Source organism: Lachnotalea glycerini, assembly GCF_003201285.1.
In the GTDB taxonomy this organism is placed as follows: Bacteria; Bacillota; Clostridia; order Lachnospirales; family Lachnospiraceae; genus Lachnotalea; species Lachnotalea glycerini.
On the sequence record NZ_QICS01000002.1, the window covers coordinates 133006 to 149100 of the forward strand.

General features: G+C 30.7%; 12 protein-coding genes and 1 pseudogene. 11 read left to right on the forward strand and 2 right to left on the reverse strand.

Features of this window, described 5'->3' with window-relative positions; genetic code table 11:
* Positions 1-155 precede the first annotated feature (155 nt).
* From C8E03_RS05005 to C8E03_RS22915, 10 genes and pseudogenes are all read left to right on the forward strand, one after another.
* Entirely contained in the window at positions 156-1331 is a 1176-nt protein-coding gene (locus C8E03_RS05005; protein WP_094378115.1) for a radical SAM/SPASM domain-containing protein, read from the forward strand.
* Positions 1332-1383: 52 nt separating this feature from the next.
* A complete protein-coding gene (locus C8E03_RS05010) occupies positions 1384-2967 on the forward strand; it encodes an ABC transporter transmembrane domain-containing protein (protein WP_242993409.1) in 1584 nt (527 codons plus the stop codon).
* Between the two features lie 16 nt (positions 2968-2983).
* Positions 2984-3982 carry a S8 family serine peptidase gene (locus tag C8E03_RS05015; RefSeq protein WP_094378113.1) on the forward strand — a complete coding sequence of 333 codons (999 nt, stop codon included), beginning with the start codon at positions 2984-2986 and terminating at the stop codon, positions 3980-3982.
* A gap of 16 nt (positions 3983-3998) precedes the next feature.
* Entirely contained in the window at positions 3999-5084 is a 1086-nt protein-coding gene (locus C8E03_RS05020) for a radical SAM/SPASM domain-containing protein (RefSeq protein ID WP_094378112.1), read from the forward strand.
* On the forward strand, positions 5084-6358 hold the full coding sequence (locus C8E03_RS05025) for a radical SAM/SPASM domain-containing protein (RefSeq protein ID WP_094378111.1): 1275 nt from the start codon (positions 5084-5086) through the stop codon (positions 6356-6358). Before C8E03_RS05020 ends, C8E03_RS05025 begins: the two co-directional genes overlap by 1 nt.
* A 76-nt stretch (positions 6359-6434) precedes the next feature.
* On the forward strand, positions 6435-6566 hold the full coding sequence (locus C8E03_RS22575; RefSeq protein ID WP_278321168.1) for a hypothetical protein: 132 nt from the start codon (positions 6435-6437) through the stop codon (positions 6564-6566).
* 14 nt (positions 6567-6580) lie between these two features.
* Entirely contained in the window at positions 6581-6739 is a 159-nt protein-coding gene (locus C8E03_RS21865; RefSeq protein WP_170122896.1) for a hypothetical protein, read from the forward strand.
* 182 nt (positions 6740-6921) lie between these two features.
* Positions 6922-7596: an ABC transporter ATP-binding protein gene (locus C8E03_RS05030; RefSeq protein WP_094378110.1), complete on the forward strand. Its 675-nt coding sequence runs from the start codon at positions 6922-6924 to the stop codon at positions 7594-7596.
* The gene (locus tag C8E03_RS05035) at positions 7593-10004 is read left to right on the forward strand and encodes an ABC transporter permease (RefSeq protein WP_110290476.1); all 2412 of its coding nucleotides are present in this window, start codon (positions 7593-7595) and stop codon (positions 10002-10004) included. Before C8E03_RS05030 ends, C8E03_RS05035 begins: the two co-directional genes overlap by 4 nt.
* Before the next feature lie 1179 nt (positions 10005-11183).
* Positions 11184-12687: pseudogene (locus C8E03_RS22915) on the forward strand (transposase).
* Positions 12688-13346: 659 nt separating this feature from the next.
* Here C8E03_RS22915 and C8E03_RS05045 read toward each other — a convergent pair.
* Both C8E03_RS05045 and C8E03_RS05050 read right to left on the reverse strand, forming a co-directional pair.
* Complete coding sequence (locus C8E03_RS05045; protein ID WP_110290477.1) at positions 13347-13922, reverse strand: HD domain-containing protein; 576 nt, start codon at positions 13920-13922, stop codon at positions 13347-13349.
* 649 nt (positions 13923-14571) lie between these two features.
* Positions 14572-15234: a dTMP kinase gene (locus C8E03_RS05050; protein ID WP_094377549.1), complete on the reverse strand. Its 663-nt coding sequence runs from the start codon at positions 15232-15234 to the stop codon at positions 14572-14574.
* Positions 15235-15476: 242 nt separating this feature from the next.
* Between C8E03_RS05050 and C8E03_RS05055 the strand changes: the two genes are divergently transcribed.
* Positions 15477-16076 (forward strand): YfbR-like 5'-deoxynucleotidase, encoded by a 600-nt coding sequence (locus tag C8E03_RS05055; protein WP_094377548.1) that lies wholly within the window; start codon positions 15477-15479, stop codon positions 16074-16076.
* The last annotated feature ends 19 nt before the right edge of the window (positions 16077-16095 follow it).

The window sequence follows — 16095 nt, forward strand, 5'->3', positions numbered from 1 at the left end:
GAGAACTAAAATATAAATTGTCATATTAATAGTAACAGCAAAAATTAAGTTATTGACAAACAATTTAAAAAAAACTATACTAACAGAATAGACAAAATTACTGTAGAGTAAGTATGCAAAAATTGTTTGCATACGATGAAAATGAGGGCAAGAGTATGAACAATTTTACTTTATATATGACAACTGACTGCAATTTTAAATGTAGGTATTGTTATGAAAATTATCAAGAACAATACTATCTTACAGAAGAAATACTTTTAAAAATAATAGATTTTATTATGAACTATGAAAATAAGGAGAAACTGTCACTGAGTTTTTTAGGCGGAGAACCTTTGCTAAGAAAAGATTTAATTTACCAAGCAGTTAATTATATTAAGGAACATTATTCTGATAGAATAGTAAAATATTATATTACAACAAATGCATCTTTAATAGATAATCAGTTCATCAAATTTATGAAAGATAATGAGTTTACAATTCGATTAAGTTTTGATGGGAACAAAAGTACTCATGAGTTAAATCGTGTGAAAAAGGATGGAATATCCTGTTATGAGAAAATATTAGCAAATATAAATGAAATTGAAAAACAGAAATTGCCCTATTCTGTTAGAATGACAATAGTGGAGAATACAATATCAAGCATGTTTTCTAACATTTGTTTTTTGCATGAAAATAACTTGAATAATATTTGTATGATAATGGATGTAAATTTAAAGTTTACAAAAGAAGTGTATACTGATTTTGAGAAGCAAGTAGAAATGATTTTAGATTACTATATACAAGAGCATATGAACAATAATATTTTTTCAATAGATCAGATTGACGGGAAAATATTTAATTTTTTATGTGATTTCGGGAATTGCTTTTCTATGTGTGATGCAGGAATACAAAGTTATAAAATTATGCCAGATGGAAATATTTATCCATGTGCCTTTGTTACCAATAATAAAGAATTTATAATTGGTAACATTTCAGAAGGCATAAATACTGATAGAGCAAAAGAGTTAGTACTTCTAAATTATGATAAAGAAGACTTAAAGTGTAAAAAATGCAATATTCGTGATTTTTGTCATGGAATGAAGTGTGGATATATGAATTATATTTGCACAGGAAAAGTAAATATTCCATCTGATGCGGAGTGCCAGTGCGAACAAATTTTTTATATAGCAGTGGAAAAACTCATAAAATTTTATTTGGAGCAAAATAATCTAGAGGTAGAGAAAAAACTGGGAAAATTTATAGAATTTATTGGAAAATCTGGATTAGAATTAAGTACTTATGGAAAACAAGTAGAAAGAAAGCTGAGAAATGATGCGAAATGTAAAAGATAGAATTTATTTTGATTTCTTAAAAACATATGGCTGTAAGAAAAAGCTTATTATTTTGTATTTTGGTATCATCAGCATTATAGCGATAAATACAGCGAATTCATTTATTAGACCTGTGTTGCAGGGGAAAATCATTGATGATTTGAGTAATGTAGCCAATGCTGCATTCAGTCCGTTTCTAAAGGTGCTAGCTCTATTTTTGGGATTGACAATTGCTAACTATGTTTTGATATATCTACAACGCTTTATAAGTACCGTGATAGCAGAGAAAATAGCTGCTGATATGAGGCAAAGAGTCCATGATAAGCTCGCAACAGTAAAAACAACATTTTTTGAATACATTGAGTTGAGCGACATTTTACTAAAAGTAGATAAAGATGTTTCAGTAATAAAGCAATGTGGAATTACAAGTGTTATAACACTAATTTCCAATATTACTATTGTAATTGTTATATTCCCATGTATGTTATCTATTCACCGGATGATTGCAATTATTGCTCTAGTACTGCTTATAAGTGTTCCATTTATAAGTAGGATATTGGGAAAAAAGATTCAAAAAGTAAGTCAAGAAGTATTAAACGGATATAATGATATAACAAGCATTTTGACAGATACTTATAATAATTGGTTTGTAATCCGTCTCTTTCGGTGTTACCAATATGTGCATGATAAATATTATCATAAAAATCAAGAGTACAAAGAAAAAATCAATAAGCAGAATTTATTATATACATTTAATGTGTTAATGGTATTAGTAGTCCAATTTTTGGGAACAGTAATAATTTGGATAGTTGGTGCAAGAGAAGTTTTTAAAGAGACAATGACTGTAGGAACAATTATGACACTACTAAGTTACCAAGCAATAATTATGAATCCTATTATTGGTATAGCTGATTATACAAATGATTTTCATACAGCAATTATATCATTAAGAGATATTAAAATATTATTGGAGTATGATGATAACGAAAGCAAAAGACAGAAAGTTGAAAAAATATCACGAATTAGATTGTTAAATGTTGATTTTGCATACAAAGAAAGCGAAAATAAAGTTTTTGAAAATATAAATATTTCTTTTACAAAAGGTAATTTGTATGCAATTCATGGAAAAAGCGGACAGGGAAAAAGTACGTTATTTAGACTTCTAACAGGAATTAGTGCTCCAACTAGTGGAAAAATTCTAATAGAGGATTATGAGTTGACGGAATGCGATTTGAATAATTATTGGAAAAACGTTGGATATGTTATGCAGCGCTCTCAGTTTTTTAAAGATTCTATTTTAACAAATTTAAAATTTTATAATGATATAAAAATAGAAAATATAGAAGAAGTATCTAAGAAATTAGATTTATATGATGAAGTACATACATTTACTGACACATGGAAAACAGAAATAAAAACAGAACCATATAATCTTTCAGAAGGACAGTTAAGGCGCCTTGATATTATGAGAAACATTATAAAGGACCCAGAAGTATTATTATTTGATGAAGTGACAGCAAATATTGATAAAAAGCGCCGTAAAAATTTTTATAGCTTATTACATGAATTATCAAAAGATAAAATAATAATTTTTTCTACGCATAATCAAGAAGAACTTTTAGAAGCGGATGTGGTGATTGATTTAGCGGAATTATAAAGGTGAGGTAGCAGTATTGAAGATAGGGGTAATAGATTCTGGTGGAAAATTCTTAAATACTTTTTTTGCAGATAAAAAAATATCAATAATTTGTAATAAAGTAAATGCGGTGGAAAGTAATGCAATTGGACTACAGCTGACACATGGAGAATTTGTGTGTGCTACTATTTTAAAAGAGAATCCAAAGGCAGAAATAGTTTTAGTTCCTATTATTAAAAATAATAGGAAATGTTCTGTAAGGGATCTAATAGATGCGATGCAGATTTTAATGGATCAGGATGTAGATTTAATAAATTTAAGTTTGGGGAATGAGTATACATTCCACCATGAGTTAGAAATTATTTGTCGGAAGGTATGGGAAAGCGGAGTGCTTATTGTTGCTGCACATTCAAATGTAGAAAGAAAAGTAACATATCCTGCAGTCTTTCCATTCGTTATTGGAGTGAGTAGCGATGAAAAAAGAGAAAATAGTAAAATAGTAAACTATAATGAGAAAAACAATGAAGTCATTTTTTCATCTAATTTTTTTTCGATATATCATTTAGGTATACCAAGGATGATATCAGGAAATAGTTTTGGTTGCGCTAAGATTACGGGACTATTAAGTCTACGCAAAAATAACTATAAGATATTTTTAAAAAGGTTAACATCGAGTATTTTCAACTCATACTATCCATATTCAAAATTAAAGACAGAAAAGTGTTTGTTTTTCACGAATCGTATAGAAAATTTACAAGAGCAACAGTTTATACGAGAAGTTACCAATTCAATTGAGTGCCGGGAAATACAAAAAGTTATTTTTCCTTATTTTTATAAGAAAACAAAACAATTTGAAATATTGTTTATCGATCATGATTGTTATGAAGATGCCTTGCAATATAAAAAGGCAATTCAACAATACGCTTTACATGATAAAAAAACTGCAGTTGTATTAAGATATCCACTTTTTAGTTTAACAGAGCGACTGAAATTCTATGAAAGTAATAATGTTGTCATTTATCAATTTTACATTTAAACCTGGAGGAAGTCATATGTATACACTATCATTAGAGGTAGTCAATAAATGCAATTTAAATTGTTCTTATTGCTACTTAGGAGAAAAAAAGAATACATCTATGAGCATAGATACAGCAAAAAAGGCAATTGAAATAGCGGTTCACGAAGTACAGAAACAATATGATAAAACATTAGTAATATATTTTATTGGTGGGGAGCCGTTGATAGCTTTTAATGTAATATATGAAATTGTTGCATATACAAAGAGTAGATGTATGGAAATGAATTTGAAATATATGTTTAGTATTACTACAAATGGCACTCTATTGACAAAAAAAATAATTGATTTCTTTATAAAAGATAAGTTTGAGATAAAACTCAGTTTGGATGGATCTCAAGAAGTACATGATTTGAACCGTAAAGACTACCAAAATGTAGGAAGCTTTTTAACAATTATTAATAAGTTGAAACTTTTAAGAAAATATGAGAAAGAAAGTGATAAAAAAGTTTCTTATGCGCATGTTGTAACTAAAAATAATTATCAACATTTTGAGAAAAATTTTCAGTTTCTTATAGATTTGGGAGCTGAACGTGTTGAAACAGGAATTGATTATTATTGTACATGGAATAATGATGAAATGAAAGGATTAGGAATACAGATTGTAAATGTTTTTGCTTTATATAAAAATCAAGTACAAATAGAAAAAAAGCGAATTTATTGGAATTTATTGGAACATTACTTAGAAATGTATCTTACAACATGCAATTTTTATGCATGTAAAGCGGGACTAAATAGCATGTTTGTTGCAGTGAATGGAAAAATATATACATGTATAGAACTTCCGGAATTTCAGATAGGGAGCATAATGGAAGGATTAAATATTCAAAGAATTAGAGAAATAGCATACGTAGAAGATAAATTATCAGAAAGCTGTATAAACTGTAAGTATAAAAGCATATGTAAAACAAGGGGATGCCAGGCTTCAAATTATGAAATACATAGAAATATTTATGAACCAGTAGAGGTTAAGTGTAGGATGACCAAAGTTTTTTTAAATTTAATTGAAAATAATTTTACGAGTCAACAGTTAGAAAATTTAAAAATAAGGGAGGATAGATGATGGAAAAAAATAAACTAACAGATTTTATAATCATATGGAATGAAGATAAGGCTGCTTTAATTGATCCGATTAATAAGGTATGTCTTGGGGTAAGTAATAAAATAGCAGAAAATCTTGAAGATAAGTCAGTCATTAAAAAAATATATCCTATATGGAAACAACAGGTAGAATTACAAAATGAAATTGTTAGTCAACAGCATAAAATAAATACATTATATTTAATGGTAACTCGTAAATGTAATATGAATTGTGATTTTTGTGCAATTAATGCCAATCAGAATATGAAATTAGACCAAGAAATTAAAATAGAAGACGTAAGACAAAAGGTTATCCCTTTTCTAAAAAAATATAACCCACATAAAATCATTATTACAGGTGGAGAACCACTAATAAAAGAGAAAATTCAAGAAATCATAGCAGAGATACATCATGAAATGGATAGTTTTATTATATTACAGAGCAATGGATTAAATATAGATAATGAGCTTTTAGATGGGATTGCTAATAATGTAGATGAAATAGATTTCAGTACAAAGCACATGTTTCAATCCATAGAGAAAGAAACGGAACTTAAGAATCATATTAAAATGGTTCAAGCAAGAGGAATGGAAGTTGTATTGAGTTTTATATATGACAGAGAAAATAAGGAAGATTTATACAAAGTAATTGATATTGCGGCAGAGTATAATACAGAATTACTTATAAATATTGTCGCATCTATAGGTCGAGCTAAAGATAATCGACAACAGATATTAACAGAATATGAAAAAATGGAAATGAATTTAGATGTTGCACAATATATATATTTAAAGAATTATATAGAAAAAAAACTTTTCAGTTTTATGTTAAAAAATATACAGGTTCAAAATTCTTGTGGCGCATATGGCAGAGTTATAGCAGTTTTTCCAGAAGGACACATATATATGTGTCAATGCTTAGAAAAAAATAAATTTAGAATAGGAAATGTTTTGAATGATGATGTTGATAAGTTAGAAAATACGCTTGATATATTAATGGATAAAGAATATATCAAAAAAAGTTTTTGTGTAGATGCTAAAGAAATATGTAAGGATTGCAATTATCGTTATCTTTGTGGGGGGATATGTCCTGCTTCAACAGAAGAGAATGATTTTGAATGCTATTTTAGGAAGAAAATGATTGAATTCAAACTTTTTTGCAAAAATGGCGAAAACAAAAAATTATTATTAGAAGAGTACATAAAGTATTTGATGGATATAAAAAAAGATTATACTGAAAAGGTACAATTAAACTGATCTCTAATGCAAAAAATGCAATAATAATAGAAGCAAATGAAATTTTAAAAAGTAAATGATTGGAAGGAGAAAAAATATGGAAGAACAGGAAAAACAGGAACTTAGTGAAGAAGAAGTAAATGTGTATGCAACAGGGTGTGGGGAACCAAGAAAGGGATGTCTAGTTGATTGTATCAATTTGACTCCATGGCTTGAGACTTCTTTATAAGTGAGGTGAAAACGATGAAAGAAAATACTGGTAAAGAAACGAGAAATGTTAAAAATGAAGGGTTGGAAGTAGAAGAGGTAAATGTATATGCATCGGGATGTGGTGTAATAAGAACTCACTGCATGTATGATTGTTTTGGAACAAATGATGCATGGCTTTCAACAGAACAGTAAGTGTATGAATTGTTGTACTTAGTGAAATAAAGAAACTATTTTTTGCAGTAGAGATAATTGTTTCTGTGTAAGGCATAGGGCATTGTAAAATTAGCTGAGCAATCAGGGAATCAATGCCCTTTTTGTTGTATGAAATCATTTTTAATACTAAATTTAAAAAAATTTAAGGAGGAATCATAATTATGCCAATTTTAACAGCGGAAAAGTTAAAAAAGTATTATGGAACAGAACCAAATATCACAAGAGCTGTAGATGATATCAATTTTTCTGTAGAAGAAGGTGAATTCGTTGCTATTGTAGGAACATCTGGGTCTGGAAAATCCACACTTCTGAACATGATAGGCGGGCTAGATATCCCGACTTCTGGAACCGTATCTATACGGAGTGAAAAGTTATCTAATATGGATGATGATCAGCTTACACTTTTTAGACGTCGCAATATCGGTTTTATTTTTCAGAATTACAATCTTGTACCAATCTTGAACGTATACGAAAATATTGTGTTACCTGTATATTTGGATAATAAAGAGGTGGATGCTGAGTTTATGGAACAGATAGTTCAGCTACTTGGACTGGAAAGTAAATTGGACAGTATGCCGAATCAGTTATCGGGTGGACAGCAGCAGAGAGTTGCTATCGCTCGTGCAATGATTGCAAAACCAGCTATCGTATTAGCAGATGAGCCAACCGGGAATCTGGATAGTAAAACCAGTGCAAGTGTTATGGAGCTGCTAAAGGATAGTAGCAGGAAGTTTTGTCAAACACTAATCATGATTACCCATAATATAGAGTTTGCACAATTTGCGGATCGCATTATACGAATAGAAGACGGCTGTATTGTGGAGGGAAACATATGAAAAGCTTTTCTGGAAATCCGCTGAATCGCTCCATTAATCTACTTGTAGACAGAAGCTTAAGAAACGATAAAAGAAAAAATATTTTTGTAATTTTAACGATTACTTTTACGGTTTGTCTTATGACTTCTCTTGCACTCTATTCGTTTGGGAAATCTCACGAACTAAAAACCTGGCTGCAAGGTAGATATCAGGCCGCAGTAATTCAGACAGATATGAATACTATTTTGCAGCTTAAAAGTGATAATAATATTGAATCAGTAGGTACTGAAGTTGATATCTATTCTTTACGTGTTGATGATTATACGTTAAATATAAAATATCGTGATGAAGACGACACTTATCTTCGTTCGGTCAATTTGACTGGGAGACTGCCAGAAAAAGAGAATGAAGTGGCTGTATCGGCAGCATACCTTGAACATATAGGAGCTGTCGTAGAGGTTGGCCAGAAGATTAGTTTACCTTTAGAAGACGGAAAAGAGAAAACCTATACAATATGCGGAGTAATCAATGATGACAGCAGCCTTCGTATGTATGAGATTCTTGTATCAGAAATGTACTTAAACTCATATTATTTGGAACAGATACCATATACAGCAGTAATTAGAATCGCAAGCAGTGAACATTTTAAACTAGCAGAGGTAAAAGAGATTATATATTCATGTCTTTTGGAGTATGGAATTTTGGAAAAGGATATTGCTTTTAGTTCATCTTATTTTAATTCGATTGACAACTCTTCACAAGACATGGCAGTAACAATGTCGGTTGGTTTGTTAATTGTATTAGCTTGTGGTTTGGTAATATATAGTATTTTTTATATTTCTGTGGTCGGAAAAATAAAGGAGTATGGCAGGCTCCGTATTATAGGTATGACAAAAAAGCAAATTCAAAAGCTGGTAAAAAAAGAGAGTGGAAGATTATCAAGAATCGCAATTACAACAGGAATCTTTTTTGGCGGATTGATTGGATATTTATTGGTACCGAAAGGATGGTATTGGCCAAATTCATTGAAATGTGCAGTTATAACAATTTTTTTTACAGAAATTGCAGTTGGACTTTCAGTTGGGAAACCAGCGAAGATGGCAGCGGGTGTTGCTCCGATTGAAGCAATTCGTGTTACCGCAACGATAGACATGACTAATGTAAAAGGACGAAAGAGAAGTTCACATAAAATATCTCCGTTTACTTTGGCGGGAATTAATTTTTACCGTAACAGAAAAAAAGCAGTACTGACATTGTTATCGCTTGGATTTACTGGAGTAATGTTGATGTCAGCTGCTACATATTTAAATTCTGTTGATGAGGAAAATGTTGCGCGTAAAGCGTTTGGAGATAAAGAGTTTTCTATAGCCTTGTCTCCTAATATGATGGGCAATGAGAATTCATACCCTAATAATTTTCAGACATTGCAAAAGAATAATCCTTTCAGTGAAGAGGTTCTAAATAAATTATCAGAAAATAATAAGGTTACCAAAATACATGCCCTAAAAGGAACAGTAGCAAATGTGTTTTTGCCAAACGATTCTAATATTGATACTGATCCGTACTACCAGATAGCGGGTTTGTCAAAGGAAAATGTGAATAGCTTTCAAAATCATTTGTTAAGTGGAACTATGGACTATGATACTTTAGTGAGTGAACAAGGCATTTTGGTAGATGACAGTGCAGGTATGCTGAAACAGTTTGACCATTATGATGTGAAGGTTGGTGATATCATACAAATTGAAACAGATAAGGGAGAAAAGTTAGCATTTACTGTTTCGGGAACACTAAACATGCAGGAGAGTGGTTATTCAGGAATATATTTTTATATTTCAGAAGAATTACTAAGTGAAATTAACGGTTCAATAACAAATTTTAACTATGAAGTTTCGGTTAGAACCGAAATTGCAGATTTGGAAGCTACAGAAGAGTTAATTATTAATTTGTTCAAAGATAATCAGGATATTAAAATAGAGAGCTTTTTGGATGCAATCAATTTTGTGGAAAAACATTTGGGAGCTTATAAAAAACCCTTATATGGATTGGTTGTTTTTATTGGAATTTTCGGTGTGATAAATTTTATTAATAATCTAATGACAAATTTTATTACCAGACAAAGAGAGTATGGGGTTTTAAAGTCTATTGGTTTGTCAAGGAAACAGCTTCTTCAAATGTTATGGATGGAAAGTCTTTATTATATTCTTGGAACATTGCTTATTACCCTCTCAATCGGATCAGTAGCAGGGTATGCATTATGCAAGCAGTTTGATAATATTGGATTGTTTGGTAGCTTGCATTATCGCTTTCCAATTATGCAGGTGACAATTTTTACAATTATTCTGCTTGGTATCTGGCTGGTATATTCTGTGGTAGTAAGTCATTTTTGTAAAAAGATTTCACTTGTTGCAAGTATCAAATCATTCGAGTGATAGAAATGTCAGGTGGCTTTCGAAAAGGTAGTAACACCGATAACTTCTATTTTGCACAGGAATAATATTCTTATTGATACATCTCTTTACAAATATATCTTTTCTATTTTTTTATGTCTCCTACGGAGGCTATTTGTGTTACAAAAAAATCGGCTTTTATGGTAAATAATACCACAAATTTCGTTCTAGAAATTTAAGTGCTTAAAGAATTTGTAAAAAAGTGTATCATACAAATCCCATATAGCAGATTTATCACTACTGGCTACGTTTCCGTGAGTTGGTACTATTGTAAAGAATCATATTTAGAGTAACTGGAGTTTTTCTCTGATTGTTCTTTTTTGATTGCTCAAAATATAATACTTCACTAATGAATTATATCAGAAAGTTAGCTTTTTTAATATATATTATCTTTTTTGACGGTTATGGTTTACAAGTAAGAAGATTTTAACCACATAAATAAAAAAAATAAAATCAGTTATGTATTTTTGTGCACTTTTCACAAAGATAAAAAAATATGCAAAAAAGTTGGCGCACCCCCTATTTTTTTCGGCTTATAAGTAGAGGGGAATATTCCTCATTACTGAAATCGGAATATCAAAAGAGAATCTGATAGAGTAGCGATCAGTAAATTGCACCTTGAAAACCTCATATCGAGTGTAAGAAACAAAAATCAAACACACTTAGTTGAAACCAAAGCAGCATTACTTGTTTTGGAAGCAAACGTGATCCATTTGTAGATTTGCGGTGATGTACCTGTTGAAAAATCAATTTGAGCAAGGTATTGTAATATAAGTAATCATAAAATGATTCCTTAACAAAGAAATGCGAAACTTTTTGAGTTGATAGCAGGTAAAGAGCGAACCAGATGGATATAATGCTATTGATACGCATTGCAAAGCTTTGATGGATAATGAAACAACTGCTACAAAGTGGCAGCCGGGTGGCGCCGGAGCATAGCATATCGAGAAAGGGTGATATGTAATGCTGTGATGGAACTCATCAATACTAACTTACATGTTACCCGATCTAAGGCAGTAGTATTAGCAATAGATAATGCACGTGGTAGAGTAAATTAAAAATGGGGCTGTCGCACTAAGTAATTGGTGTACAGTCCTTTTTTTATGCAAAAACACAATTGCCAGACTTCGAAAAGTCTGGCAATTGGTGTAAAATATAAGCATGCACACACAAAATATTTTACATAAAAATTATACACTTGCACAAAGCTTTTATCAATTAAAACTACCATTAAATATCGATTACATAATCCCAGATAATGATTCGGTGCGTTTGCTAAGTCAGTTTGTTGAGGAGATGAATTTATCAGATTTATTTACGACTTATTTCCGGTTCCGGAAAAATACAGCAACGCCACGACAGATGCTAAAGATTATGCTCTATGCTTACATGAACAAAATTTATTCTTCACGGGATATCGAAAAAGCTTGTCATCGTGATGTGAATTTCATGTATCTTTTGGAAGACTCGAAAGCTCCGGATCATGCGACAATTGCACGATTCCGTACACTCCATTTCGCTTCAATTTCAAAAAAGTTATTAGCAGAAGTTTCAAATTTTCTTTATGAAATCGGAGAAGTATCAGGTGAAACCATATTCATTGATGGAACTAAAATAGAAGCGAATGCAAACAAATATACTTTTGTATGGAAAAAGGCCGTTACTAAGAACCAGGCTAAACTGTTAATCAGATTAACAGCTTTTGTCGCCGACTGTGAAGAACAGTATGGGATAAAAGTTGTTTATGACAATAAAGTTACTTTGCGTCATATAAAGAAGCTGAGGAAGAAACTTTATCGGATCAAAAGTGAAGAATCCATTGAATTTGTCCACGGTATTGGCAGACGAAAAATGCCATTACAAAAATCCATTGAACAGATTGAGGGATATATAGATAAACTGAAAGAATATAATAAAAAAATCTATAACTGCGGATCACGAAACAGTTATTCTAAAACAGATCACGATGCAACCTTTATGAGGATGAAAGAAGATGCCATGCTCAATGGACAGTTAAAGCCTGCCTATAATCTTCAGCACTGATTCAGGCTATGAAAGTGAAGAGAACTATCTGTTTATAGAAAAAAATGAACAAATAGCATTTATCAAACCTGCGAATTATGAAATTTCAAAAACCCGAAAATATAAGACAGATATCAGCCGACGTGAGAACATGGATTACGACGAAGAAAGAGATGTGTATATCTGCAAAAATCAGAAAGAATTAAGGGTAACCGGAACTAAATTTGAAAAAACAAAAACAGGATACAAAAGAGAAAAAACACTCTACAGCTGTGAAGATTGTAAAGGCTGTCCATACAAGACTTCCTGTATTAAAGGCAATAACAGCAAAATCCCAATGGAAGAAAGGACCAAACATCTGGAAGTTTCAAAACTGTTTCAGAAAAAAAGAACAGAAGATTTGACACGAATCTTAAGTGAGGAAGGCTGCCAGCTTCGTATGAACCGTAGCATTCAGGCAGAAGGCTCTTTTGCTGATACAAAAGAAGACATGTCTTTCCGAAGATATCTTTGCAGGGGAGGTCAAAACGTACTTGCAGAAAGTACACTCCTTGCAATTGCACATAATATCAATAAGCTGCATCACAAGATACAGTCTGAAAAAACCGGACAACATCTTTTTGAATTAAAGAAAATTGCATAGATTTTGACAATTTAAAACTAAAAAACAGAAAAGGGAAAGCAAGGGTAAAGTACGCTCTTTTTTAAGGAGCTAATATACTTTACCCTTGCTTTTTTCTAAATATAGCTACAAAAAGGGACTACGCACTGCTGATTTTAATCAGCTAGTGCGACAGCCCCTTGCATATATATTTAGTAAAGAAACAAGTATTATCAATTCGCCAGAGAATGAAGGAATACCACACTTTTTGGTGAGTTGATAAGAACCACAGAAAAAGTAAAAGAATTTTTTTTAGTCCTTACTTGACACAAGCAGAAAAAGTAAAGGCCTATTTAATTAAGGGGGCAAAGCCCTTGCCGGGGTTTAAAGAGTACCCCAATCCGCAGGTTGGATGGGGGGCGCTTTGTGTTAGGGATAGTCTGCCAGAGTAATAACCCCAAAAAATCTCTTGTGTTTTATGCATAATAAGAATCCCCCATACTGTCAAAAGGGAGGGGACTGAAAAAGTCTTCAAATATTCATATCGGAATTAAAACTTAATCTCGGGAGCATTTCTATCTTTTTGTTTAGAAATGATTTCGAGATTCTTGTCATACTCACAACATATCTTTTTCCTATTTTTCTTCCATTATTTATGAAGGTCTAATTAGTATTATATTGCTAAAAGGTATTTTTAAATTTTAATTATGATCTAATAGATCTTTGGCTAATAAGTATTTATTTTTAATTATAATTTGCGCTTCGGGACAAAGTTTAGCCCAACTTCTCTCAATTTTTTTCCAAGTCCAATCAGCCCCTTCAACAACTCCCATGTTTCTTTTTACATATGCAAGATGTAATAATGACGTTAATTGATCTATATGAGACATGGCATCAGCACTTGCCAGACATTCAGATTCGATACTAGAGTGCTGTGATAAAACACTTCCTCTGTGTTCAACTATACATTGCTTTATCATATTAATTTTATCAGTAGGGTAATTATATTGTTTTAAAATAATTTCTGCTTCACGTGCACCATGAATATGATGGTCAGGATACATATTTTGATCCTTTATACTTGCAAAATCGTGTAAAAGGGAAGCAATTTCTACTACTTCAATATTAGCGTCCAATTTTTTTGCAAGCATAACCGCAAAATGCTGGACAATAACTATATGATGCGTCCATATTTCATATCCAAAAAAATTACATTCTTTTTGACAATAGGATTTAACAAGTTCTTCTAATGATTCTTTAAGTTTTTTATATTCCATTTTTTACTTATATGATATTTATAGAAGTTCAATATCATAATTCCTTTCCTTTATAATTGTGATTTATGATACATTCAAATGCTATGGACTTTAGATTTTTTCTGTAGTTCAACTACTTTATAGGAGTGTATTGCCACATCTTTATCTGAATCATTGATTAGCTAGATGCGCCTAAATCTTAGCTGTTCATAAGGGTTATCTCATCTAAATCTATCATCCTCTGATGGTGAAATACTCATTTAGCCATTTAAGTTAACAAATGACTATGAAGGCTTCCAAACTCAATTCTCTTGAGCAGGACAGCCTCATCATAGGTCTTGAATCTAGGGCTCATTACGGCAACAATCTTGTTGAATTTCTCATCTTACATAAAACTACAAGATTTGTGTCATTAACCATATTCAGACATCTATGATGTGTAAAACAACATTCGCAAGACTAAGACAGATAAGGTTTTGCGCTGTAAGTTAGTTCGCATTATCTATAAAATGCTGACTGATAACGTCCCTTTTAACTTAGAATAACAATCTGACCGATAATATATTTTTTTCAAAAAGCACCCTGGTGGAGCTTTAGGTCAACCATTTTCTGGTCAGAAAGAAAATGTAAATATTTAGGGTTGACTTTTCATAGCTGGTCTCCTCGTAATCTATCTAAATATATCTTTTATGCAATTTGATAATTTTTTTGTTGTTTCATCGGCTGAAAAATTATTAGTATCAATTATTTCCCATTTTTCTTTTTCACCTATCTCTAATAATTTACTTTTGACGTTATTTTGGTAATTTATAAACGCATCATGAGGATTCTCTACAGAAAAGTCATACCCACCCATTTCTGTTACGCTAAAATTATTCCTTCTTTGCCAACAAATTTCTGGGTCTGCATTTAACATAAAAACCTTATCACATTTTTTTATTGAATTAAATACTGTATTTAATAAATCGGTGTTAAAATCACTTTTTAATAAAAATCTACTATATATTTTATAAAACCATCCATCAATGATTAAAACATCATGATTTTTTAAATTAGGATTAATATAATTTTCAGTTAATATAGTATACCAAAGAGCGTGCAAATATAACCAACCTTGACTCGTTACAAAATGATAAGGGTCATCCGAATCATACCATATCAAATCTTTTAAGATATTTGTATACTTAGAAATACGTAGATCTTCATATGAGGTGTATTTTTTATGAATCATTTTAGCATTTATACTTTCTGCTGATAATTTTTTTTCTAATAATTTAGATACAGTAGATTTTCCACTTGCATCAATGCCCTCTAATCCTATTAATATTCCCATTATGTCCTCCTAAAATATTATAATATTTGTGAATTATACAACAATAAATAATATAAGTCAAATAATAAAAGTAAAATGTCGAATTATAGGAAAAAAAGATTTAATATAACAAATATTAAAAATATATAGTTAAAATTGCTAAAATATAAGAAAAAAATTGCAAAATTGTAATTGCTGTTATATAATTATGTAAAATATTACAAACGTTTGCAAAATATGCAATTACAATTAGGAGAGGTTATATGTATAGTGATTTTTTTTCTTTAATGCACCGATTAAGATATATTTATAGGTGGAATGGTACAAATGTAATTTATAAGGAAGATGTGGCACAACATTGTTTTGATGTCGCGTTGATAACACACCTTTTATGCGAGATTTACAATAATATGAATGAAACAAAAATAAACTGTGGAGACGCTGTTATTTGTGCATTATATCATGACTATACTGATTCAATCTTAACACATATACCAGCACCTATAAAAAATGATAATAATAATATAAAAAATGCTATAGATGAATTAAAAATTGAATGTAAAAAATACATTTTACAATCATTACCTGATGAAATGAAAAATAAACAGGGTCAAGTATTTAATAAGATGAATGATAAGAAAATAAAAGAGGTAATTGAGATAGCTGATAAAATTGATTCGTATCGTAAAGCCAAAATGGAATTATTGAGGGGAAACTTAGAATTCACAAATGCACATAAAAATTTTAAGGCTGATATGGATCAAATTTATAATGAAAAAGAATATGTTAGATTTTTTATTGATACATTTATGTCTAATTTAGATAATAGTTTACAAGCGGAATTTAGGTATTTAAAATCATAAAAATACATTAGGGGAGGAA